The sequence below is a fragment of the Scytonema sp. HK-05 genome, assembly GCF_963872035.1.
Classification (GTDB): domain Bacteria; phylum Cyanobacteriota; class Cyanobacteriia; order Cyanobacteriales; family Nostocaceae; genus Kalymmatonema.
Map to the genome: position 1 here is coordinate 35,138 of NZ_CAWMYC010000135.1, position 24,361 is coordinate 59,498.

Consider the following 24,361-nt stretch of genomic DNA (forward strand, 5'->3'; position numbering starts at 1 on the left):
GGTTGGGTCGTCCACACTTACCACCCAATTGAGAAATTGTTAAGCTCGGAGATAGGATGATAGTCAAATGTTCATGACAATCGTGCGTAAATTCACAGCCGTTTTTTTAGCTTTGAGTTTGTCCTTGACAACTGTCGCCTGTGGTGGCGGCGGCTCAAACCAAACGACACCTCAAGCTAGCAACAGGAATCAAACTACTGCTACCACTAATGCTACCACTAGGCTAAGTGATGGTCAGTATCCGGTGCAGCAAGCAACTTTTAACGATGCTGACGGGGAGTACACGGTGTTTCTACTCAACGCTAACCCCCCAACTTTGAGAACCCAAAATTTACAAATGGCGCGGCTGACCGATGAAGAAATCAAGCAAGGTAAGAAAACTTATCTAAAGGTAGAGAATGGACAGCCAGCCTTATACCTAACAGAAGATTTCAAAATTGAGTACGTCCACAACGTTACCGAGAATAGAACCAACCCGCAAACGGGACAACAGGAAACAGTTGTAGTCCGTCAACAAAATAGCTTTTGGGCACCTTTTGCCGGCTCTGTTGCCGGATCTTTGGCAGGTCAGGCGATTGGTAGTATGTTGTTTAGACCGCAATATTATGTGCCGCCTGCATATCAGCCTGGTGGAGTGCTAACTGGCTACGGTGGCTATGGTCGCAGCTATGGAGATGCGGTTCAAAGTTATCGGACACGTTACAATGCACCCCCTGCAGTAGAGAGAAACCGGACTGCTTTCCGCAGTACAGGAACGATTAGAAGGTCATATCCTGGTGGTTCTTCCACTGTACGGCGCACTGTCCCAAATACCAATACGGGTAGCCGCGCTACTGGTTCCGGTTTTGGCGGTAGTACCCTAAGACCCTCTGGTAGCAGCACCACCAGACGCAGTCCTAGCGGTAGCAGTTTTGGTAGTGGCGGTCGTTCTCGAACCCCGCGCTCAACTGGTTTTGGTGGTAGACGCAGATAATTGTAGAGACGCGCCATGGCGCGTCTTTACCCAAAACCGCCTTACATCCCCATCCCTCTACAGGGTGGGGAGAATGTCAAACAGTTTATGCTACGGCAACAGCTGGGTTCTGCCAACGCCCAACTGCTTTGCCAACCACTGCAAGTTCTTGCATCAAGCGGTCGAAACGTTCTGGAGTTAGAGATTGTGGACCATCAGATAAGGCTTTTGCCGGGTTGGGATGAACCTCAATCATCAAAGAGTCACATCCAGCGGCGATCGCCCCTAGAGACATGGAAGGTACATGTGTAGCCCAGCCTGTGCCGTGGCTAGGATCAACCATAATTGGTAGGTGAGTCAGGCTTCGCAACACTGGCACTGCTGATAAATCGAGGGTATTCCGGGTGTACTGGTGGTCAAAGGTGCGAATTCCCCGTTCACACAAAATCACATTTGGATTTCCTGCTGCCAGAATATACTCAGCAGCCATCAACCAATCTTCAATGGTTGCAGCCATTCCTCTCTTTAAAAGAACTGGTTTTGGCTGCGCTCCCACTTTCTTCAATAGGGAGAAATTCTGCATATTCCTTGCGCCTACCTGGACGACATCCGCTACTTGGGCAATTTTCTCCAGTTCTGCACTATCCATGACTTCTGTGATAATGCCCAGCCCGCTTTCTTCCCGCGCCTTTACCAACAATTCCAAAGCACTCTCGCCGTGTCCTTGGAAGGCGTAAGGCGAAGTCCGGGGTTTGTATGCGCCACCTCGTAAAAACTGTGCCCCAGATGCTTTGACTCGCCGCGCTGTCTCTACTATCATTTCTTCATTTTCTACTGAGCACGGACCAGCAACGACAACTACAGGGTGATGTTCACCAAAAAAAACTGGTCCATTGGGAGTGTTCACCACCACCTCAGAAGCTTCCCCGTGACGAAACTGGCGGCTAGCCCGTTTGAAAGGCTTTTCTACCCGTAACACCTGTTCGATCCAGGGGCTAATTTCCTGGATTCGCAAAGGGTCTAAGTCAACGGTGTCGCCAACCAGACCAATTACTACCTTGTGCTGACCAACAATTTTTTCTGGTGTCAGCCCCCAAGTGCCGAGTTCCTTGCTCAGACGGTCTATTTCCGCCTCAGGGGAACCAATTTTCATCACTACAATCATGCTAAAGTTCCTGTTTAATTGAGTTGTATCTTAGAATATATTGCTAGTTATATTCTGTAATTAAATTTTTAACCAAGTCTTTCTTAAAGAAATAAAACTAAATAAAACCACAGATAAAGTTTGGTGTTCATCTGTGGTTCAAGATCATTAAGACAAGATGATTGGAAAAAGTCCACCAGCAAAGAAAAATCAATTATTCAATAATAGCGCTCAGCAGTTTCGTGACTGAATATTGCAGCTAAACAAAGCATAAATTTTGAATTAGTCATGTTGAAGTTACAAAATTTAAACTTCAACATTATTTTTTTCAAATCTACCCAATACCGCAGTTATTTAGTCTCTCAACGCTGCTCACGCCCTTAGGTGAACTCAAAATTATTAATTCAAAATTCAAAATTCTTTTTAAACTTTGAATTTTGAGAGAAGTCTGATCCGAGGAAACCTCGGAGCCTCCTGTCTCCTCCGGAGACGCTTCGCGAACGGAGGAGCTGAGTGCCTTTGGCACACGCTACGCGTTCGCACAGCGTCTGTGCAGGAGATACGCTAACAGAACTTCGGTGCTTTTGAATGTTTGAGCAGCGAGTGGGGGCTTGTATTCTTTTTTTGAATTTTCATAGCACCTAGCACCTAGGGCGTTAGCGCGTGCCGCAGGGAAGGTGCCATACTTTGAATGCCCTTTCTTTGAGCGCAAATGTGGCTTACTATACATTTTTTTGGCGAGTTTCACGCCAAACTGCCACCATTCGCCCGAAATTAGTAGTGAACTCATTCCAGCCCAGCAGACTTCCGACTCTGTCTTCATCCCAGGAGGCAGAGAGAACACCATAAGTTATCCCCAGCACCCCCAAACCAAAAAATCCCATGTTCACCAGTAACACCGCGATGGGAGGTAGTTTGATGCCAGCGTAGATTAACAGCAGATAGCTGACAATGAGGCTACTGATACCCAAAGCTGTTGGTATACCGGAGAACCCAGCCACTCGGCGAATCATCCGCTGGCTGACCACCTGGGGGATTGCTATTTCTTGTTTGGTGAAAGGTGGCTTCTTGTGATCCTGTTTCCCAGATTCCTGCTTGGTTTCTGGTTGTGCGCTTTTTGCTTTTGCTGGTTTTTGGCGCTTTTTATTTGGTTCAAAAGGCAAGCGACTGCGTTCAGATTCGGCAGACATAAGCAGTATTCTCTATCCACGAATACCGAGACGAGCAATCAAAGCTTGATAACGTTCTCGGCTACCCTCCTGAATATAAGATAAAAGACGCTTGCGTTGACCAATCAGCTTCAACAATCCCCGCCGCGAAGAATGGTCTTTCTTGTTTGCCTGGAGATGTTGGCTAAGACGGTTAATGCGCTCCGTCAGCATAGCCACTTGGACTTCAGCGGAGCCAGTATCGGTTTCGTGAACTTGGTACTGTGTGATTAACTCTTGTTTGCGCTGTTGCGTTAAAGTCATGACCCAATGAATTATTTTCTAAATATATGCAGCAGTTTCCCATAATATCATAGCCATCATCTTTAGGGTGTGGGGTCTTAGGAGGATGAGGCAGCCTCTGGAGCCAGCGCCGCTTCGGGGTATCTCCTCCTCCAGAGGCTGCGCCAACGCCTGTCGCCTGCGGCGGGAAACCCTCCTCCATAGCGCTGGCTCACCGTGGGCGGGTTTCCCGACTTGTAGACGCGCAGCGGCTTCCCGCTAGGGTGGCGACTGGCGTGGAGATGAGGGGACGCAAAGAAAATTTTCTTTGCGTCCCCGCATCCACGTATCGCGCTTCTCCTATCGGAGACAGGAGAGGGAAAGCCGTCATTGGCGGTGTCTCAGCATGTCTCCTTGTCACCGTGTTCTCCTCTGTATTCCCCTAGACATTTGGCAAAATATAGTGTAAAGCTTTACAAAGCACATTGAATCCCAATACTGCTCGGATAAGCAAATTGCAAACCCGAAAACCCTTGTAGAGACCTTGCATCCGAAAGTTCTACAGGTCAAAATTTTCCAAAACCTACGTAGTATTGCATTGAATCCTAGCATCTACCTTAAGCTTGAGTTATGGTAGTGGGTGCGGCTAATTGTTGTTCAGTTGGTTCTAATTTTTACAGTCAATTCTTTAGAGGAGCGCTTCGGTCCGCACGCTGCTATGAGAATTTTAGTCATTGAAGACGATGAGCTAATAGCAAACCCCCTTGCTCAATTGCTTACAGACCAACACTACGCTGTCGATATTGCTTGTGATGGTGAAGCTGGTTGGGAGCTAGCAGAAGCTTTGAGCTATGACCTAATTGTACTAGACCTGATGCTACCCAAGTTAGATGGCATCAGCCTTTGTCGGCAGATGCGATCGCACGGGATACAATCACCGATTATCCTGTTGACAGCTCAGGATAGCAGTACAAACAAAGTTGTTGGTTTAGATGCTGGAGCCGACGACTATCTCACCAAACCTTTTGATTTCCAAGAGTTACTGGCTCGTATCCGCGCTTTACTGCGACGGGGAAGTTCTGCCTTACCTCCACTGCTAGAGTGGGAAAACTTGCGGCTAGACCCGAGTATTTGTGAAGTGACCTACGATAGTAAACCGCTACATTTGACTCCAAAAGAGTATGGTTTGCTAGAGCTTTTCCTTCGCAATCCTCACCGCATATTTAGCTGTAGCGCGATCATAGACCAGCTGTGGTCTTTTGAAGAACCTCCTGGAGAAGATACCGTCAGAACGCACCTGAAGGGGTTACGGATGAAACTCAGAAAAGCCGGAGTTGTCAACGAACCCATTGAAACGGTGTATGGTATCGGCTACCGCCTCAGAGTAGCAGAGGAGCAGAGGAGCAGAGGAGCAGGGGGAGCAGGGGGAGCAGGGGGAGCAGGGGGAGCAGGGGGAGCAGGGGAGGACGCGGTGAAAGGAGAAAAAGTCTCCTCATCTCCCTTATCTCCCTCATCTCCCTTATCTCCCTCATCTCCCTCATCTCCCCCATCTCCCCCATCTCCCTCATCTCCCTCTTCCCCCACGCCCGAAGAGATAAAACAGCACACTCAAAGAATAACTGCTAGCGTTTGGGAGCGTACCAAAGACAAGCACAGCGAGCGAGTTACGGTGATTGAACAGGCTACGACAGCATTGCTTCAAGATGCGCTTGAGGATGAACTGCTCTCAAAAGCACACGCAGAAGCTCACAAGCTGGCGGGTTCCTTAGGTCTTTTTGGCTTTGGCTATGGTTCGCATCTGGCTCGACAAATAGAAGAGTTGCTCGAAGCTGAGAAGCCGTTGATTCAACAGCAAAAACTGCACTTGTCAGAACTGGTTGTGGCGCTGCGCCGAGAGTTGCAGGTTACAACTACAAACCCTACCCCCGAACAATCATCAGCAGTTGATGAACGTCCCTTTCTATTAGTGGTTAGCCAGGATAAGTCACTGGCTGCGGAATTGGAAAGATCAGCCGCCAATGGGGGAATGCGCTCCCAGATAGCCACCAACCCAGCACTAGCCAGGGAGCAGCTTGTTAACAATCGCCCTGATGTGGTGGTACTTGAGCTTTGTGGTAACACCGCTGACGAGGGTTTGAGGTTGTTAGCAGAACTCAACTGTTGTACACCTCCAGTACCAGTGTTGGTGATCACAAACCAAGATAGTTTGCTTGACCGAGTACAAATAGCTCGTTTGGGCGGACGGGGTTGTTTACAAAAACCAGTGGCTTCAGATCTGCTGTTGGAGACACTCACAAATCTGCTACAGCGATCGCGTAAGGCTGCGGCTAAAGTGATGGTTGTAGACGACGACCCGGTTATCCTATCGGCTGTGTGTTCTTTATTACAGCCTTGGGGTTTAAAAGTTTCTACTCTGGAAAATCCTTTGAAGTTTTGGGAGACCTTGGAAACCACAGCCCCAGATTTGCTGGTTTTAGATGTGGAAATGCCTCAAATGAGGGGGATTGAACTGTGCCAAGTTGTGCGTAATGACCCCCGCCATTGCGGCTTGCCAGTGCTATTTCTTACTGCACGCACTGATGCGGATACGATGCGACGCGTGTTTGCTGCTGGTGCGGATGATTATGTCAACAAGCCTATTGTTGGTCCAGAACTGCTGACTCGCATCCTTAACCGTTTAGACAGAACGCGTATGCTGCGGACTATATCTGAAATAGATGCTTTGACTGGAGTGGCTAATCGTCGCCAGTCAACTCAAGAGATCAACCAGTTACTGAGCCTAGCCCAACGCCACAATCAGCCTTTGTGCTTTGCTGTCCTCAAAATTGACTACCTTCAGCAAATTAACCAACAGTACGGTCATGCTGTGGGAGATGAAGTGTTGTCCAGATTTGGAAGACTGTTGCGACGAAACTTTCAAAGTGAAATTCTTTGCCGCTGGGGTGGTGCTGAGTTTGTTGTAGCAATGTATGGAATGACACAAAAAGACGGGAAGCGCTGGATAGAGGAAATCTTGGAAATTTTAAGTAAAGAGGAGTTTTTAGCTCCTGAAGGCAACCAATTTCAAGTTTTATTTAGTGCTGGTTATTCACAGTATTTACACGATGGTAATAGCTTGCAAGATCTGTATCAAGCAGCATTGGCAAAATGCAATCGTGTGTTATCACAGAGAAATCTGAGCAGTGGAACTTCCCGTTACCACCCGCAACTTCGTACAAAATAACCCCTCTCAAGACGAAGTTGCGGAGCCATTCGAGAGGGCAGGGTGGAGAAAAATTCAAAATTCAAAATTTTTTCTTGATTTTGAATTTTGAATTGTCAAAGCCCCCACACTCAATTTCAAAACTTATTAATGGGGCTTTCATTTAGCCATGAAACCACGCAGGAGTACAACTAAAACAAAGTTTTCGCAAAGGCTATTCATGCCTGTAATAGTAGGCATCAGCGTTTTCATTCTCACTCTGTTATTGTGGCAGAAATTACTTTTTCAACAAGACCTTTACATCAGGAGAAACGTTGAATTAGCAGCAGCAAATGTGAGTCATGAAATCACGGCTCAGATTCAAACTCGTACAAAGGCATTGGATCGCATGGCTAAGCGCTGGGAGATACGAGGTGGGACTCCGAAAACAGAGTGGGAAGCAGATGCTTCAAACTATTATCAAGATTTTCTCGGTTTTCAAGGGATTGAATGGGTAGACAAATCATATTATGTGCGTTGGATTGTTCCTTTAGCAGGAAATGAAGCGGCACAAAACCTCAACTTGGCTTTTGAGGAACGGCGTCGGAGTGCTTTGGAAAAAGCGAAGCAAAGCCGCGAGGTCACAATGACACGCACAGTGACTCTGACTCAAGGAAGTCAGGGATTTTTGGTGGTCATACCCTTGTTTTTAAACAACGATTTTGATGGATTCGTAGTCAGCGTTTTTCGCACGCAGCTGTTGCTCGACACTATATTAGACAAGAATCTGACGCGGAAATATGATGTCGCTATTTTTGATGGCAGCGAACAAATCTACGCCACTCAACAAAAACCTATTAACACCCAGAGGCAAACGAAATGGTTACACAAAGCAGAAATCAAAATTGATGGTGTCACTTGGGACGTCAGCGTTTCACCAACGGCAGCATTGCTAGCTCAGGAAAGCTCCCTTCTCCCCAAAGTCGTATTGGGTGGGGGTTTGGTCACTGCTGTGCTTCTAGCATGGGGAGTATATCTGAATCAGAAGTCCAGACGCTATGCTCAGCAAGTGAGGGCAATCAACGAGGAGTTAGCCAGTGAAATTACTGAACGCCAGCAGGCGGATGTGACATTACAAAAATATGCGGCGGAGTTGGAAGATTTGTATAATAACGCACCTTGTGGCTATCACTCTGTAGACTCAGACGGTACCTTCATTCGTATCAACGATACCGAACTCAAGTGGTTGGGTTATACACGAGATGAAGTGATTGGAAAGAAAAAGTTTTTTGACCTGTTAACCGACTCTAGCATAGCCACTTTCCAAAAATGTTTCCCCATTTTTCAGGAGCGCGGTTGGGTGAATGATTTGGAATTCCAACTCATTTGCAAGGATGGCACAATTCTACCAGTACTTTTGAGTGCAACTGCCATTAAGGATGCGGCAGGTCAGTATGTCATGAGTCGGAGTACGGTTTTTGATATCAGCGAACGGCAAGCCGCGCTGCGCGAACGCAAGCAAGCAGAAGCAGAACTCAGTAATCTGAGAGCCGCTTTGGAAAGTGCGGTAGAAGGTGTCTCCCGGTTGGACAAGCAAGGACATTACATATCTGTTAACCAGGCTTATGCCAGCATGACAGGCTACCAGCCAGAAGAGATGGTGGGTCTGGAGTGGCAACTGACTGTCCATCCAGAAGACCGGGAAAAAGTGATGGCAGCATATCAAAAAATGCTCAATGACGGTAGGGCGGAGGTTGAAGCCAGGGGTGTACGTCAAGACGGTTCGGAGTTTGATACGCAAGTGGTTATGGTCAAAGCCTACGACATACAGCAGAATTATATTGGTCATTACCGCTTCATGAAGGACATTAGCGATCGCCGCGAAATAGAACGACTCAAGGATGAATTTGTCTCCATCGTCAGCCATGAATTGCGGACTCCCCTAACTTCCATTCGCGGTTCCTTGGGTTTGGTGGCTAGTGGTGTACTGCACACCCAACCCGAAAAGGCTCAACGGATGCTAGAAATTGCAGTCAATAACAGTGACCGTTTAATCCGACTCATTAACGACATCCTGGATATCGAACGCATCGAGTCAGGCAAAGTCACAATGACAAAACAAACTTGTGATGCCGCTAGCTTGATGCTCCAATCAGCAGATGAAATGCGTTCTCTGGCAGATAAGGCAGGAGTGACTTTGTCTGTTTCTCCCGTATCAGCTAAGCTGTGGGCAGATCCTGACCGAATTGTCCAGACTTTCACTAACTTGCTCAGCAACGCTGTTAAATTTTCACCTCCAGATAGCGCTATCTGGTTAAGTGCCGAAATTATCGAAGAAAAGGGGACAACAGGAGAAGGGGGAGAAATCAATTCAAAATTCAAAATTCAAAATTCAAAATCAGGAGTCTCTTCCTCATCTCCCTCATCTCCCTCATCTCCCTCATCTCCCTCATCCTCCTCATCTCCCTCCACTTCCCCATCTCCCCAATCCCACATCCTTTTTCAAATCCGTGACCAAGGAAGGGGTATTCCAGCGGATAAAATCGAAACTATTTTTGGACGCTTTCAGCAGGTTGATGCCTCGGACGCACGTAAAAAAGGCGGTACCGGCTTAGGGCTTGCCATCTGTCGCAGTATTGTGCAACATCATGGCGGGCGCATTTGGGCAGAAAGCACTTTAGGGGAAGGTAGTACTTTTTACATTCTGCTGCCTATACAGCAAGAGGAAGAGCCTATCGCCCCGCTAACTGAGCCTAACTCCACTTATCCATTGGTGTTAGTGTGTGATGATGACTCTTCAGTTCGGACTGTCATGCAGACAACGCTAGAACAACGGGGCTACCGAGTGACCAGCGTGGCTTCGGGGGAAGAGGCAGTACAATTGGCAGAACAACTACAGCCTGATGTGATTTTACTTAACCTGATGATGCCTGGTATGCATGGCTGGGAAACTTTAGCCGTTTTGAAGCAACAGTCACAAACTAAAGATATTCCAGTTATTATTCTCAGTGGTCTAATGCCGGATGCTAGGATAGCTCCCCATCTAGGGGTAAACGACTGGATTGTTAAACCACCGGACGAGAGGTTGTTGTTTGAAGCTTTGGAGCGGGCACTGGCAGGAGAACATAGCCAGAGTATTAAAGTTCTGATTGTAGAAGATGATTTAGACCTGGCACAGGTGTTGATTGCCATATTCGAGCGCTACGGCATTGAAACACACCATGCCCGGACAGGACGAGAAGCCCTGCACTTGAGTCAGCGTCTTATCCCTGACTTGTTGGTCTTAGACTTAGAACTGCCAGAAGTTGATGGCTATGGCGTAGTGGACTGGTTGCGGCACCATAAGCGTTTATGCTTAGTACCTATGGTTGTGTATTGCGCTAAGGACTTAAACAACTTTGACCGGGAACGGCTTAAACTCGGGCAGACTCTATTCCTGACAAAAGGTCGCGTGACACCAGAGGAATTTGAACAGCGCGTGATGACTCTGCTTCACCCAATTATTCCAGTTAAGAAGGGAGGCAACGGTAGTGATAGCTAAACGCATTCTTATAATTGATGATGAAGAAGATATCCGAGAAGTCGCCCAACTGACCTTAGAAGCCGTAGGCGGTTGGCTGGTGTTTACTGCTGAATCTGGCTTTGAGGGGTTGCAGGTAGCTGAAGCTGAAAAACCCGACGCTATCCTCCTAGATGTGATGATGCCAGAAATGGATGGTATTGCTACTTTTGGGAAATTACAAGCAAATCCTGCTACCCAGAACATTCCCGTAATTTTGCTAACAGCCAAGGTGCAATCTACTGACCAGCGCCGATTTGCTGAACTTGGCGTGACCGGCATGATTGCCAAACCTTTCAACCCCATGACTTTGAGTGACCAGCTTACAGAAGCTTTGGGCTGGTATTAGGCATTTGAAAAAATTTTCCCTTCTCCACGAATTCTTCATTTTTAGACTTTAACTTTAAAAATATCAGGTGACCTCAGTTTGGAAAATCACCAACTGCAATAAATTAACGACTACAGTGAGTTTACTGAAATGAGCTTTGGTAGTTAATTCTTGCAGATTTTTTAAGACCACAAGGAATTTTGAGAGAAGGGAGAATATTCATGTACGAACAAGATTTTGAAAAAGAATTTCATGAATTTAATTCTGCTGTCGCTTTGTTCGCATATATTTTAAAGCTTAGAGATAAAGCCTTAGTAGAAACTTGTGAACAGACATTAATAAGCATACTGGGTTCAACATGTACAGCAAATGTAATGAATGCGGCAATGTTTGACCTAGCTGAATCTGCTCCTGAAACTTGCAAATGGCTTTGGCAAAATTTCCCTTACCTTGACGCAAGCATTTCATTAAAAGAGCATTTTGTTATGCTTGCTATACAAAAATTAATTAGCCAGGGTTGCATTTTAGGTAAAGATTTTAGCGCTACTACTGACAGGACAATACTGATTAATACAACTGCAAAAATTGTGTTATTTCAAAATATTTCTGATGCTGATAGTATTTTGATGGCAGAAATTATCCAAGTCAATGATCAGGTGATCTTTTACTAATTTAGTGCAATGCTTAAAACACTAAAATATTGCACTAAAATATACATCATTCTTCAGCATTGGATCTCACTTATGAAAATCATAACTTTGATAAATTTCAATATAAACCCTTTGCAAACACTACGCCAATGGCTTGAGTCTTTGGAAATTCGTAACTACAAAGTCGCTCAATTATTATGTAAACTTATTCCATCTCGTTGTCCTTTTGAACGGAAGGTTAGTCTATTTAATCATACCATTTTGTACATTCCTCCGTTGTGTAAGCTGAATCCTTTCTACGAACAATTAGTTATGCTTCGCTTTAAGTCTTTAGTCTATCTTGCAGATGAATGTGGTGAGGATGTCACAGTTTATTGTTGACTTACATTCAATTATTTTCTGGCACAAATCCGGGCGACTATAAGTCGCCGTGCATCTTACACACAAAACCTGCCTGGGCAGGTTTCAAAAACTTGAAGTCCGCCTATGCGGACTTTGTTTGTTTAGCCGAGGCAGTGCGTTGCGGTGAACCAGCGCTCTTTGGAGGGTTTCCCGACAGCAGGCGACTGGTGTTCGCGTAGCGTGCCGAAGGCATACCCGGAGGGGGGTTCCCCCCGTTGTAAGCCCTATGCCTGCGGCACGCCAAACGGCGAACGGGCACACTTGGTGTTGGCGCAGCCTGTCCGCAGGACTTACGCGCAGCGTCTCCGCAGGAGATAGCAACTGCCGTCCAGACTTCTTGTCTGAGGGCTTTGTTGATGACGTGAAGTTTTCCTACCGCCAGACAAATACTTTGGCTTGGTATGGTTCTATATCAATCATGATGCCATCTTCCCCAGCTTCAACATCATAATTACCTGTCCACTCGTGCCATGTACCAGCACTGGGAAACTCAGGAACGTGATATCCACTAAGGTTTTGGTTTGAGAAATTTGCCACGACAACAACACGAGAACCTTCTTCATTCCAGCGAACATATGCCAGCACTTTGGCGTCTACATTCTCATGGAAAAACTCAATGTTATCACTTTGCAAAGCAGGATTGTGTTTGCGTAGGACAATAAGTTTTTTATAGTACTCAAATAAATCGCGATTCTGGTCTCTCTCCAATAATGGCCATGCAATTTTCTTTGGCTGAGTGACAGTTTCACTTTTGCGTTTGTGTTCCCCAAATTCTTCCCCCATCCACAGCATGGGTATACCCATCGCCGTCATCAACAGCACTGCTCCTAACTTAGCTCGTCTGAATGTATCTTCGTCAAATATACCGCGTTCGGCGGAGGCGCGCCGTAGGCGATCGCCCAATTCTCTCAACAGATGTTCGCGATCGTGAGTTGCCAAGTAATTTACTACATTTATACTAGCCGCATAACCCTGTCGCCTTGGATCTAAAACCTCCTTAAGCTTTTCAGGCTCAAACTTTTCACCGCAAATGTGTGGTATCACAAAATAGCGAAAACTTTCATGCCAACAAGCATCTAGCGGTCCTTCTGGAGTAGTAATGGTACTAGTATCGGGAATGTGTTCAGCAATGTTGTAAAACGGTTTAGGTGCAGTATTCTTTTTCGCTTGAGTGGCAAGCCAGTTTAGGAATTCATTGTTAGCCAATTGACGCACTGCATCAAAGCGAATTCCGTCAATGTGATATTCCTGAACCCAAAACCGCACGACATCACCAACGTATTTCCATGCAGGCTTAACGTCTAACTTTTCGTCATAGTTATCATAGTTAAATTCGGGACCCCAGTAATTATTAGGGTCTTCCGGATAATGCATATGTTCGTAATACCAGTAATTCCTGTCAATTTGCAATAATGGGCATTCTTCATCGGTGTGGTTATAAATTCCATCTACAAAAACGCGAATACCCCTAGCATGACACTCGTCTATAAATCGCTTTAAATCCTCTGTTGAGCCATAGCTGGATTCTGTAGCGAAGTAATGACGTACTTTGTAGCCCCAACTATAATCACCAGGATACTCATTGACTGGCATCAATTCAATTGCATTGATTCCCAATTCTTTGAGATAATCTAACTTTTCAATTGCATCTACATATTTTCCACGTTTGTAAGAGTCAACTTCGCCACCAGTAAAATCAGCAACGTGCATTTCGTAGATGACTAATTCATGATTTTCTGGTAACGGCGTATCGTCGTGCTGCCAAACATAAGTATCAACAATCTTTTTGCCGTCTTTAATTCTTACTATACCGACTTTTCGCTGTTCATCAACGTCTGTTGCATAGGGGTCGATAACATCTACCGATTGATCCGGTTCAAAATTTGGACTTTTAGTTTGAACACGGAACTTATATTGATAGGCACCATCTTCTAATTCTACTTGAGTGCGAAAATAACCATCCTCTGCTTTTTCCATTGGTATCTCTTTCCACTCCGAAAAAGACCCAATTAAAGCAGCTCCTTGATTACGAGGAGCAAACAAATTAAATTCAATTAAACTTGCCATTTCAACTGCTTAATAAATTGAATCAAGTCAATGACAGGAAATGTAAATATTTTGTAATATACATATCAATAAATCTTCTTTCTTGAGTTATATTTATTTTTTGTTGAAAACTGAATTATTTTTGTAAATTCTGTTATGGCGCAACTCAATTGAATGAAGTACAGATAAATCTCGTGTCCATCTGTGTCCATCTGTGGTTCATTATTTCTTTGGTGTACCTTACCCAATTGCAAATCGGTATATGAGGTCAGTTTGTAGTGTACCGCCAGAAAACGTGTGCCTTATACTACCGCTAATACACCCTACATTTTTCGATAATTGGATGGCGGGAAAGAAGTAAAAAATAAGAAAAAAGTGGGAAATAGCATTTTCTAATTCCCACTTTATTTCAATGCATTTATGAAAAGATAAGTATTTTTTAAGCAGCTGGTGTAGGGGCAGTTGTCAGAGTGCGATTATCTAGGATAGGCTTGCGAGTTTTCAAGTCAAATTTATATCCATGTGGCAAAATATGAAGCCTTGCTCCGCAAACTGCCAAAGCCTCATCCTTGAGGATTTCGTCAACGTTGCTGTGTATAACCTCTGAATCATCGACAACTGTAACAGAGCCTTCCCCAATCACTTCAAACTGGCTATCAGTCACGACGATCGCTGTGTTCTCGTCAATGCCAAATCCTAAAACAGCAGGCTGCTGTGCCAAAGCTGCAATTAAGCGTCCCAACCGTCCGCGTTGCGAGAAATGCTGATCAATGACAACCCCTGGTAGGAAACCCAAACCGGGACCCATGTCCACAATTTCCATCCGAGGGTTTGTCTCTGAGTCGCCTTCCACAATCATGACATCTGGCATCACAGCGGCTCCCGCGCTTGTCCCTCCGACAACTATGCCTTCAGAGCAGCGTTTGTGAATAGCTTTATCAATTTCAGTGTCCTTGAGGACGCTGGTGATGCGGGCTTGGTCTCCTCCAGTAAAAAATACACCAGTGGCTTTATTAATCGCTTCTAACGCTGTAGACGAAGACCCATCTTCTCGGCTTTCGGTGTCAAGTATACGGACATCCTCGGCTCCTAGTCGCTCAAATACTCTAATATAATTCTCTCCGACTTCTCTTGGCAGTTCTGTCGCCGCTGTCATAATGGCAATCCTGGCTTTCGTACCCCCAGCACGGCGAACGAATTCCCGAAGAATCTGGCAATCCCCCTCTTTATCTTCCGCTCCCCCAATAATGACCAATTGTCGTTTAATTTCACTGTCTACCATAGAGCCTCTTCATACGAGTTATTTATTTCTATAAAACATGATAATTCAAGCTATAAAAACTCCCATTTGGTAGAGTAAAATACAGAAATGAAATATGTAATATGTAGTATAGTAGCGCTCAAGCGCTAAATAGTACTATATAAAAAAGAATAGAAATAACTACTCTGTGCTTGTCTCAGGTCAAAACAAATAAAAACTCAAAAGTCACAACGGCTAACAGTCTTTGACTTTGAAATTGCAGAAAGCTTGTATCCAATTCTTTATTGGTCTTAAGCGCAGCTTTTGCAATTGACAAGCCTCTAGAAAACTTCTCTAGAGGCTTTGTTGTCTTAACTAATTTTTGAAACTAAACAAAAAGAGTGTTAGTTATCCACTCTTTGTCCATCGTCATCACTCTTGAGCCACTCCGAATACAAATCTTCTTTTATCGAACTGGTTTGATTCGTTTCATTCTGGTTGGAAACTAGTACTTTGAGGGTCGTTTGGTAAGCGTTATTAACTAGTTCATGACCGTAACCAATCACTACTCCAGATTCGCCTGTTTTTTGGTGAATTGCACAATCGCCAACAGTAAGCATCATGACTGCCTTGTTGTTGAATTAATTTGTCCTTTGTATTGTTCTGCGACTGTTCAATGAGTTACCTCAACCTTTTGACGGATTTTACCTAACATTTCTTAACAAAATAAATAAGTCTAAAGGTAGGTAAGCTATTTACTTTAAGGGGTTAAAAAAAATAATTCCGGCGTCTGGTAAGGACTATAAAAAATATCCACAAACCATCTACCCAAATTGGATAGCTTATCCCCATCCAGATCTGATAAACCTTGAATAACGAAGTCGATCTGTGGGAGATGTCAAAGTTGTACTTTATTCAATTTCTCGGAATTTTTCTCAGGAATTGCAACAAAACAATGAAGCTTAAGTAAAAGGCAAAAGGTAAAAGGTAAAAAGTCAAATGATTTAGTTTTCCTTTTTCCTTTTTCCTTTTCCTTATTCTACACCTGATGCTTATTTAATATTAGCTCTAGCATCCCTGACTGCAGCAACGAAAAATAATCCTGTCAGTGGAATGCTTAATGCCAGAATAATTGCAGTTGTTTGAGTACCCAAGTCCGGTTGTCCAGAAGCAAGTTCAAAAATTGAACCTACCGCCGCTATAGCTGTGATACAAGAACCAGCCAGAAATAAACCGCTTTTTGGAGTAACTGTATTCACTACCTGACCACCCTATGCTACTGGTTTTACAGTTTGATGTGAAAAGCCATGCTTAGATAGCTCTTGCGCCAAAGCCAAAGAATTCTCTACACGATCTACAAATACCACACCATTGAGGTGATCCATCTCGTGCTGAATACAGCGTCCGAGCAAATCTCCAGCTTTTAATGTCCGGGGACGTCCATACTCGTCTTTGTAAGAAATTTCTACAACTTGCGGGCGCTTCACATCCAGATATACTCCTGGAATGCTCAAACATCCTTCCTGCGCCACACAAATTTCGCGACTAGCCTGCTTGATAGTCGGGTTAATCAACACCAGTGGTGGGTTAGCTGGGTTATCTGGTTCGCAGTCAATGACAATGAGTTGTTTGTGAATTCCCACTTGGGGTGCAGCCAAACCAATGCCATCCTTACTGTACATGGTTTGCAACATTTCACGTACCACTTGACGAAGTTCCTCATCGACTTTAGACACGCGCTTAGCTGGTTGACGGAGGACGCGATCGCCTAGGTAATGAAGTTCTAATGGTGGATTTTTTAACTTTTTCTTTTCAACGGCGATATCTATAGGCATGATGCTGTAACTCGCTCTTTTAGGCTTGGTCTTATATAGTGTAAGTTCTTTAATCTTAACAATTTCAGCCCCCCAGTTCGATTGGGTAAAACCCACCATCAAGGAATGCAACACCTACACCTACCGATGTTATGTTATCCCAGTTCATCGAGAGTGCAAACTTTATCACCTTGACTGTTTCACCTCGCCCTTAAGGGGCTTTGCAGTGTTCATAGAGAGGTTCAAGCTCAATCTGGAACCACAATATTTTCTAAGCCCGCCTCCGCTGGCGGGTATTGTGGGTTCATTGACTCAAGCGTATCGGCAATTGTACGAGCAACAACGAGATTACGATACCACTTTTTATTAGCTGGCACTACATACCACGGAGCATAAGCAGTCGAGCAATTATTAATTGCATCTTCAAAAGCTGCTTGGTAATCATCCCAAAACTGACGCTCTTTGATGTCATTGCTAGAAAACTTCCAGTGCTTATTTGGGTCTTTTAGCCGACTTTCCAAGCGTCGTTTTTGTTCATCTTTAGAAATGTGGAGAAAAAACTTAATCACTCTGATATTGTTTAGAGTCAGCATATGCTCGAACTCATTAATTAGCTGATAGCGCTCCTGCCAAACCTCCTGGGGTACTAACTGCTTCACCCTAACAATCAACACATCTTCATAGTGGGAGCGGTTGAAGATAGAAATCATCCCGCGTTGCGGTGTCCGCTGATGGTAACGCCAGAGAAAGTCATGACTTGACTCCTCATCACTTGGCTTTTTGAAAGACCACACTTGGCAACCTTGGGGGTTCAATCCGCCAAAAACGTGTTTGATTGTGCCATCTTTACCACCTGTGTCCATTGCTTGTAGCACAATCAATAGGCTGCGTTGATGTTCAGCATAGAACCGTTCTTGCAAATTCTGAAGGCGCTGGCGCTGGTGTTCCAGTTCATCTTCAGCGTCTTTTTTGTTTTTGTAGCCTTCAGAGGTGTTCGGATCAATAGCAGCTAAAACAATTGGCTGTTCTGGTCGAACTCGATAGCGGGCATAATTTGGTTTTGGTGGCGGAGAGTCTACTACAATTTTCTCTGGAGCCATTTCTGATGCCACCTCGGTTGTCGCTTTTGCTGCCGCGTGGAAAGCTTCAGATCCACGCTGTTTTGCAGTCAAAATGTTGTCTGGTAGATTGCTTGGTGTGTTCATGGCAATTTTCTTATGGAAAGAATTTTGTAGCATTGTTTCTTAACTTAAGGAAATTGAGTCAACACTACCTCTATCAATGGTCAACTAAATTAATTGTTGTAGGAGACATCATGTCAGAAGTGCTGAGCGGTGGTTATGCGATCGCTGGAAAGGTAGTTAAAATTGGTGACAGCGTTTACGGTGCAGCGATTTGCCGAAACCTAGAAATCACAAATTATAAAAAAACATAAAAAATTTCGATTTAAGAATTTATAATTTATGATTTACGACCCAAATTTCTAACTATGCGATCGCAGTGGGATGCTTTGCTGAAAAATCTCGGTGAATGGCAAGGTTCATTCACCCGCCTCTCGCCTCAAGGTGAAATTCTGGAAGATATTCCCAGCATAGTTTCTTTAGAAGGGTTGAACAACAACCAAACAATCCGCCAGACTATAAGTCTGGGGGGAAGTGAAAAGGTTTTAGAATACTCTTCTTTAGGACGAGGTGTACTGTTTTTTGAAAATGGGGCGTTTTCTCAAGGTTCGATCCAGCTAGGTCCATTTTCGGAATTTGGGGCAGAACTTGGGTTAATTCACGAAAATCGCCGCTTACGCCTCGTTCAGTTGTTTGACAAAAACCTCCAGCTAGACAAACTCACCCTGATTCGAGAACATCTTGCCGGAACTCAACCAGAACAACGTCCACCTTTGAGAGTAGATGATCTTCTGGGAGAATGGCAGGGTGAAGCAGTCACAATATATCCAGATTGGCGTTCTTCCCAGAGTTACCCTACCAAAATGCAATTAGAACTTAATGAGTCTGGGCGACTAAGGCAAAGCTTAACCTTTGGCGATGTCTCACGACACGACGCTACGCATCTACGCACAATTACCTCAACAGCTACCGTCAAAGACTCTATCATCGACTTCGACGAAGATCCGCACAAGCAAATACAAGTATTACTCCTACCCGATGGCGCTTCTGCCACTTCTCCACTAAAACTACAATTACGTCAACCACTTTTTCTTGAGGTAGGTTGGCTTATCCAACCCGACTTGCGCCAACGGATGATTCGCAGCTACAGCGACAAAGGCGAGTGGGTGAGCGTGACGTTGGTAACAGAACGCCGAGTTCCTTGTTCCAGCTGAAGTTTGTAGAAATCATAAGGAATACACGAACATGACATCGTTTGTAGTCATCTCGCCGCTACAAGTGGGATATTAGATCAGCAGAAAGTACCGCTTCGTAACTACTAAACCAAACTTAGACAAGTTGGGACTTATGAATAGGGAACCATAAGTCCAAGATGAATAACAAGCTGACCATAGAAGAGCTAACAACACTGGTCGTTCAATCTCAAGCAGGAAACCTCAACGCCTACAGCAAGATTGTTCGCAATTTTCAGGATATGGCAGTCGGATACGCCTACTCAATCGTGGGCAGTTTTCAGTTAGCAGAAGATGCGGCACAGGAAGCATTTATTGATGCGTATCTAAACCTAGAAAAACTCCGCTCAGCCGCTGCCTTTCCTGGCTGGTTAAAAAAAATTATCTTCAAGCATTGCGATCGCTTGACACGGGGCAAGCGCGTCTCAATCGTGCCATTGGAAGATACAACTCAATTGCCCTCAAGTCATCCCGAACCAGCCCAAATCGCTCAACAGCGAGAGGTGAAAGACAAAGTGCATCAGGCTATCCAGGCACTGCCAGAAAGCGAACGCATCGTGACCACACTGTTCTATATCAGTGGTTATTCACAAAAAGAAATCAGCACATTCCTAGATATCCCAGTATCCACAATCAAAAACCGCCTGCATTCTGCACGTAGCCGACTAAAACAAAGGATGATTGATATGGTGTCAGATAATTTGCATGAAAAGCGCCCCTCCAAAAACGAAACATTTACTGCTCAGGTGATAGAGATACTCGACGCATCTGTTAGCGGCGACAGCACAAAAGTGGAGTTTCTGCTGCAACAAGAGCCAAGATTGGCGAACATCAAGAGTAGAGAAATCAAGAGTACGCCTTTGCATTTCGCCGCCCATCGCGGGCATTTAGAGGTTGTCCGGTTCTTAATCGCCGCTTTTGCAGATGTCAATGCAAAAGAAGACAACGGCAGCAACAGCACGCCCCTACACTGGGCGGCAACAGGTGGATATCTGGACGTATCGCAACTGCTAGTTGAAAACGGCGCTGACTTAAATGCAATTGATGGCTGGTACAACCTCAGCCCACTAGGTTGGGCAACAGTCGTCAAGTGCTTTAGCGAAAATTTGGGTTTAAAGCCCCGCCCTAGAAGGGCGGCTTTATATTTGTCAATTGTCTTTTTAGGTTGCAATTGTGTGTAGGTTGCAATTGTGTGTAGGTTGCTGCTAAACTGCTTTTTAGCGGTAATGCGCACATATAAAAAGCTTAGTAGGTCGAGTGGACAACTCCTGATCCAGAACCCTGGGGGCAATAATCCCAAAATCTTGTACAAATGTGGGAGTGTTAGAAAAGCTTAATAAATAGCCTCAGTGCCGTCGGGCAGTCGGTGCAAGCTTGCTGAGGGTAAAGTAATCTGAACCTGTCGATTCGTCCGCTTGTTTGGAACTGCCAATGAAGCAGGAATCCCCATGCCTTTAGGCTGGGGAGTGTCAAAAAAGACCAGTCGGTTCCTGGTGAGCAGTACTCTCAGGTGTCAGAGTATCTTCTGGCACAAGGAGCTTCTCTGGATATATTTTCGGCGATCGCGCTTTGCGCGGCTCCCAAAGGGAGCATCGCCCTGCAAAAAGTCGATGAAGTCCGGTCTATGGTGAAAGCAAACCCAAATTTACTTTCCCAAAGGCTTGGTTTTGCTCACAACGAATGGCAGCCACTGCACTTCGCAGTGGTCGAAAACCTGCTTGATATGGTGCAACTGCTCTTGGACTACGGGGCTGATATTCATGCCCGAACTGCCTGGGGTATGACTGCTTTATGCCTTGCTATTCATGCCAAGAACGAAAAAGTTGCAAAGCTGCTAACGGAACGAGGAGCCAAAGTCGATTTGTCTGCGGCAATTGTATCAGCACAATGGCAGCAAGCCAGAGCCATTCTTGATGCCGACCCCACGCAAGTGCAGCCAGGAGGGCAAAATCAGTTGCTGCTACATTACACAGTTCAACAAGGTCTTGTCGAAAGTACAAAAATGATTCTAGAGTACACAGATGCCAACATCAGAACCAGGCATTTGTTTGGCGATTTTGTCACCAATCTCACACCTTTGCATATGGCGGCTCTTTACGGTCATGCTCAAGTGGCTGTTGCTCTGCTGGAGCATGGTGCCGAAGTTAATGCTAAGGACACTGAAAGTTTGGAGATAACGCCGTTACACCTTGCCGCAATGAAAGGTTATGTGGATATGATTCGACTTTTAGTGGAGCATGGCGCTGACCTAACGCTTTTAGACAGCGTTCATGGCGGCACGCCCCTAGGGTGGGCAAATCATTTCTGCCAGGATGCGGCTATGACCTTGTTGAAACAATTCGGGGCAAAAGAGTAATACCTACCTTGTGACGTTCTCCCACCACCTTTCGAGTGTACCGTTATGGTGGGGGCTTCTACAAGTCGCCTCATAGAAATTTCCTGCTTCATTGGTCGTTACTCCAGATGCCCCAAGGACAAGCCACACAGCAACATCCACGTTTCGATACCTCCACAGGCAGTTTAGACTCTCCTGACGCCCCACGGAGAGTTGTACAAGAAGCACTCATGTTTGTACTACCAAACCAAACTGGTTTTACGCATTCATGGTTTCATGCACGAAGCAATCCTTCTCAATGCAACCCCATACCAATTGTCATGGTTCAGACCGTTCCCAACGTATGCCCTTCGGGCACGCACTCGCGTTCGCACTGTACACAAACGCAAGCTAGTCCGTTTGTGTCGAGTGGTCAGTGGTTAGCTGATCTGACTATGATAACATATGTTTAGATATTGTGTAGACATATTTATCATGAAAACTTGCATGATTGCACATTAGGATTAGCGAGCGTAGGTTGAATAAAATTCGGTTATATGCTGCAAACAAAGAAAAAAAATTACTCAAATTATTGAAGATTATATCGACCGACTACCGACGACGGAGATTGACAGTTCCTCAACCATCCCACTTCTTAAATAACCTGTGGTTATTGTCAGTCGGGGATGTTTTCGTCACTGTCCGGCGCAAGACCGGCCACGCTCACGGAGTACCGTTATAGTGGGGGACTTACGCCGAATTAGTTAACCGACCAGCGGGAGGTTAAAGAAGGGGGAATATCAAATTTTTGATACATTTGACGATGGGTTAATAAATTGAGTAAATTCACCGTCTTTAAATGTCTCTTCCCAATTCGCTGGTACGCGATAGGGATTAGGATTGTCTTTTGTGGGTACATACATGAAGATGTACTCACACTGAACTCCATCTAGTTTAGTTTCCGGAGTTATACCCCAATCTCCAATATATGCGCCTGTAAGAATTGCACCTCTAAAATCAGTTCTGTCTAATTGCGCTTTTGTCAGGTTAGCTCTGGAAATATCAGCATTTTGCAAGTTAGATTCATTAAGCCTAGCAGCCACTAAGCTAGCATCTCTGATATTCGCTCCCTGCAAATTGATACCTTGCAGATTCCAGCCATCGAAATTTTTGTTCTGCAAGTCTTTTGTAATGAGCAATTGTCGTATATTTTCATCTTCAAGATACGTTGTCCTAATGTCAGCAATATTCAGCTTTTTCGCTTGAAACCAGCAGGTGCGTGTCAAGATAGACTTAATGAAATAGGTATTTTTTAGTATTGCCTGCGTAAAGTCGGCATCTGTCAAATCACTTCCTTGAAAACTGGTTCCGCGTCTTGTTACTAAGCCAAAAGCAATATTGCGAAGCCAGCTTTGCTTCTCATCTTCAAATAAAGCACGGCAACTAACCTCAGCAGACAGGATTAATGTTAATACTGCTACTATCACTGACGGTGCTCCTGCTGTTACACCACCTACCTTTGCCCCTGCGACAACCACTGCTCCGGCTACCGCCCCTGCCATTGCTACTGTCACTGCTACTACAAATAATCCAGCTATAGCCCCTGCCACTACCGCAGCCCCGGCTATGACTACTAGCCCTGTTGCAGCCACTATCACTGCTACAGCCCCTATGATAACTACTGTCACAATCGCTGACAATTCCATGACCCGTGTCTGGGTGCCTGTGCCAACCCATGCTACTGCCACGACTCCTGCCCATACTACTGCTGCAACCCCAGCACATACAACTGCCACTGCCAAAAATCCACAGGCTGCAGCCACGCCTCGACGCATAGTGATGAGAAAAAAGAGTAACAATACTATGCAGCTGATGACGGCAACATAGATATTTTCACGGTTGCCATTTACTACAATGAATCCTAACAGAGAGCCACCGACAGCCGATAGCAATCCTGATACTGCCGACAGCAGTAATGCAGATATTAGTATGGTAATTGCCCAACGCCGTTGTAGTCCCGCTCTCGCATGGCTGAAGTTTGCTCCTCTAAGGATGGCATCTGTGAAGTCAGTACCTCGGATATCGCAATAGGAGAAATCTGCACCTGTTAAGTCTTGCCCTTTGAAGGATTTGCCTCTGAGCTTAGCACGGCGGTAGTTTTGAGCCACGTTCAATTACAATAAAATTGGGGGTACTTTTAACTACAAGTTGTAGAATATCAGTTTTTGGCAGGTTTAGATATCTGTCAAGTGCCTTAATATTTTAGTTGACACGCAAAAATGCACTTAAGCTCAGCTGATGCGCTTCAAGAAACTATAGTTAATTTACCTGAAACACTCTCTCCAACCCCATAGCTTCAAGTCATTTATTGGGCATCACAAAAGCCATGCTCGTCCGCCCGCTCCCAAATGGATTAAGTCTCATCTAATGGTCCAAAACTTTTAGCATTCGATATATCGTAAATTTCTACGTCTGCCCCGCGTCGAAGCATTCGCTTACCCAAGCCAGGAAAGTCGGCAATCTCCACATCAAGACTCTCTCCGCCCATTAGATAAACCAACTCGTCATCATAGGGATTACGTAGATGATGCGCTACTGAAGGTGTTGGAAAACCCATGAAATCCCCTGCGCTGACTTCAAATTTCTCACCATCAATCTCCGCTACCCCACGATCGGAAATAATGTAAATCCATTCTTCTTCTCGATAATGAGCATGATAGATAAACGATTCTTTCCCAGGTGGTATCTTGGCAAGACTTACGCCTACCCTTGCGAGTCCTACTAAACGACTCATCTGAGTTCCAGTGATGAGCGAGTTAGGGTTCCAAGGGTGAGAGAAAGTAGCTTCTTTCTCTGCTATTTCAGAAGCTCGCAAAAGAAAGGATTTTTTCTCTGACCGGAAAACGAGACGCAAGCCCCTGGCTTTAGACATGGGGATAAGTCGCCAG

General features: G+C 45.1%; 22 protein-coding genes. 10 read left to right on the forward strand and 12 right to left on the reverse strand.

Features of this window, described 5'->3' with window-relative positions; all coding sequences use genetic code 11:
- Positions 1 to 67 precede the first annotated feature (67 nt).
- Positions 68 to 973, forward strand: coding sequence for a hypothetical protein (locus AACT52_RS30240; RefSeq protein ID WP_073634502.1), 906 nt, complete (start codon positions 68 to 70; stop codon positions 971 to 973).
- Positions 974 to 1,058: 85 nt separating this feature from the next.
- On the opposite strand, the gene aroF is transcribed toward AACT52_RS30240, so the two are convergent.
- The 4 genes from aroF to AACT52_RS30260 all read right to left on the reverse strand — a co-directional run bounded on the left by aroF (position 1,059) and on the right by AACT52_RS30260 (position 3,947).
- The gene (aroF, locus tag AACT52_RS30245; protein ID WP_073634503.1) at positions 1,059 to 2,117 is read right to left on the reverse strand and encodes a 3-deoxy-7-phosphoheptulonate synthase; all 1,059 of its coding nucleotides are present in this window, start codon (positions 2,115 to 2,117) and stop codon (positions 1,059 to 1,061) included.
- Positions 2,118 to 2,818: 701 nt separating this feature from the next.
- Complete coding sequence (locus tag AACT52_RS30250; RefSeq protein ID WP_073634504.1) at positions 2,819 to 3,286, reverse strand: PAM68 family protein; 468 nt, start codon at positions 3,284 to 3,286, stop codon at positions 2,819 to 2,821.
- A gap of 12 nt (positions 3,287 to 3,298) precedes the next feature.
- A complete protein-coding gene (gene rpsO, locus AACT52_RS30255) occupies positions 3,299 to 3,568 on the reverse strand; it encodes a 30S ribosomal protein S15 (protein WP_073634505.1) in 270 nt (89 codons plus the stop codon).
- A gap of 190 nt (positions 3,569 to 3,758) precedes the next feature.
- Positions 3,759 to 3,947, reverse strand: a complete 189-nt coding sequence (locus AACT52_RS30260; protein ID WP_143172920.1) for a hypothetical protein — start codon at positions 3,945 to 3,947, stop codon at positions 3,759 to 3,761.
- Between the two features lie 297 nt (positions 3,948 to 4,244).
- On the opposite strand from AACT52_RS30260, the gene AACT52_RS30265 reads away from it, so the two are divergent.
- The 5 genes from AACT52_RS30265 to AACT52_RS30285 all read left to right on the forward strand — a co-directional run bounded on the left by AACT52_RS30265 (position 4,245) and on the right by AACT52_RS30285 (position 11,625).
- Positions 4,245 to 6,749, forward strand: a complete 2,505-nt coding sequence (locus AACT52_RS30265) for a response regulator (RefSeq protein ID WP_073634521.1) — start codon at positions 4,245 to 4,247, stop codon at positions 6,747 to 6,749.
- A gap of 199 nt (positions 6,750 to 6,948) precedes the next feature.
- Positions 6,949 to 10,248, forward strand: coding sequence for a response regulator (locus AACT52_RS30270; RefSeq protein ID WP_073634506.1), 3,300 nt, complete (start codon positions 6,949 to 6,951; stop codon positions 10,246 to 10,248).
- Positions 10,238 to 10,615: a response regulator gene (locus tag AACT52_RS30275; protein WP_073634507.1), complete on the forward strand. Its 378-nt coding sequence runs from the start codon at positions 10,238 to 10,240 to the stop codon at positions 10,613 to 10,615. The genes AACT52_RS30270 and AACT52_RS30275 overlap by 11 nt, the downstream gene beginning before the upstream one ends.
- Positions 10,616 to 10,815: 200 nt before the next feature.
- Positions 10,816 to 11,265, forward strand: coding sequence for a hypothetical protein (locus AACT52_RS30280; protein ID WP_073634508.1), 450 nt, complete (start codon positions 10,816 to 10,818; stop codon positions 11,263 to 11,265).
- 72 nt (positions 11,266 to 11,337) lie between these two features.
- Positions 11,338 to 11,625 carry a Mo-dependent nitrogenase C-terminal domain-containing protein gene (locus AACT52_RS30285; RefSeq protein ID WP_073634509.1) on the forward strand — a complete coding sequence of 96 codons (288 nt, stop codon included), beginning with the start codon at positions 11,338 to 11,340 and terminating at the stop codon, positions 11,623 to 11,625.
- Between the two features lie 393 nt (positions 11,626 to 12,018).
- Here the strand turns inward: AACT52_RS30285 and AACT52_RS30290 are convergent, their stop codons facing one another.
- From AACT52_RS30290 to AACT52_RS30315, 6 genes are all read right to left on the reverse strand, one after another.
- Positions 12,019 to 13,713, reverse strand: a complete 1,695-nt coding sequence (locus AACT52_RS30290) for an alpha-amylase family glycosyl hydrolase (protein ID WP_073634510.1) — start codon at positions 13,711 to 13,713, stop codon at positions 12,019 to 12,021.
- 418 nt (positions 13,714 to 14,131) lie between these two features.
- Positions 14,132 to 14,974 carry a cyanophycinase gene (locus AACT52_RS30295; RefSeq protein ID WP_073634511.1) on the reverse strand — a complete coding sequence of 281 codons (843 nt, stop codon included), beginning with the start codon at positions 14,972 to 14,974 and terminating at the stop codon, positions 14,132 to 14,134.
- A gap of 362 nt (positions 14,975 to 15,336) precedes the next feature.
- Positions 15,337 to 15,555: a hypothetical protein gene (locus tag AACT52_RS30300; protein ID WP_233154118.1), complete on the reverse strand. Its 219-nt coding sequence runs from the start codon at positions 15,553 to 15,555 to the stop codon at positions 15,337 to 15,339.
- 429 nt (positions 15,556 to 15,984) lie between these two features.
- Entirely contained in the window at positions 15,985 to 16,191 is a 207-nt protein-coding gene (locus tag AACT52_RS30305; RefSeq protein WP_073634512.1) for a hypothetical protein, read from the reverse strand.
- Positions 16,192 to 16,203: 12 nt separating this feature from the next.
- Positions 16,204 to 16,767 (reverse strand): peptide deformylase, encoded by a 564-nt coding sequence (def, locus tag AACT52_RS30310; protein ID WP_073634523.1) that lies wholly within the window; start codon positions 16,765 to 16,767, stop codon positions 16,204 to 16,206.
- Between the two features lie 227 nt (positions 16,768 to 16,994).
- Positions 16,995 to 17,951, reverse strand: coding sequence for a polyphosphate kinase 2 family protein (locus tag AACT52_RS30315; protein WP_073634513.1), 957 nt, complete (start codon positions 17,949 to 17,951; stop codon positions 16,995 to 16,997).
- A gap of 53 nt (positions 17,952 to 18,004) precedes the next feature.
- On the opposite strand from AACT52_RS30315, the gene AACT52_RS30320 reads away from it, so the two are divergent.
- The 4 genes from AACT52_RS30320 to AACT52_RS30335 all read left to right on the forward strand — a co-directional run bounded on the left by AACT52_RS30320 (position 18,005) and on the right by AACT52_RS30335 (position 21,455).
- Complete coding sequence (locus AACT52_RS30320) at positions 18,005 to 18,181, forward strand: hypothetical protein (RefSeq protein WP_158054820.1); 177 nt, start codon at positions 18,005 to 18,007, stop codon at positions 18,179 to 18,181.
- Positions 18,182 to 18,235: 54 nt separating this feature from the next.
- Positions 18,236 to 19,081 carry a DUF3598 family protein gene (locus AACT52_RS30325; RefSeq protein WP_073634514.1) on the forward strand — a complete coding sequence of 282 codons (846 nt, stop codon included), beginning with the start codon at positions 18,236 to 18,238 and terminating at the stop codon, positions 19,079 to 19,081.
- A gap of 158 nt (positions 19,082 to 19,239) precedes the next feature.
- Positions 19,240 to 20,280 carry a sigma-70 family RNA polymerase sigma factor gene (locus AACT52_RS30330; RefSeq protein ID WP_073634515.1) on the forward strand — a complete coding sequence of 347 codons (1,041 nt, stop codon included), beginning with the start codon at positions 19,240 to 19,242 and terminating at the stop codon, positions 20,278 to 20,280.
- A gap of 329 nt (positions 20,281 to 20,609) precedes the next feature.
- Complete coding sequence (locus AACT52_RS30335; protein WP_073634516.1) at positions 20,610 to 21,455, forward strand: ankyrin repeat domain-containing protein; 846 nt, start codon at positions 20,610 to 20,612, stop codon at positions 21,453 to 21,455.
- A gap of 758 nt (positions 21,456 to 22,213) precedes the next feature.
- On the opposite strand, the gene AACT52_RS30340 is transcribed toward AACT52_RS30335, so the two are convergent.
- Positions 22,214 to 23,581: a pentapeptide repeat-containing protein gene (locus AACT52_RS30340; RefSeq protein WP_073634517.1), complete on the reverse strand. Its 1,368-nt coding sequence runs from the start codon at positions 23,579 to 23,581 to the stop codon at positions 22,214 to 22,216.
- A gap of 245 nt (positions 23,582 to 23,826) precedes the next feature.
- On the reverse strand, positions 23,827 to 24,361 hold a 535-nt coding region (locus AACT52_RS30345), incomplete at its 5' end, for a cupin domain-containing protein (RefSeq protein WP_337251733.1).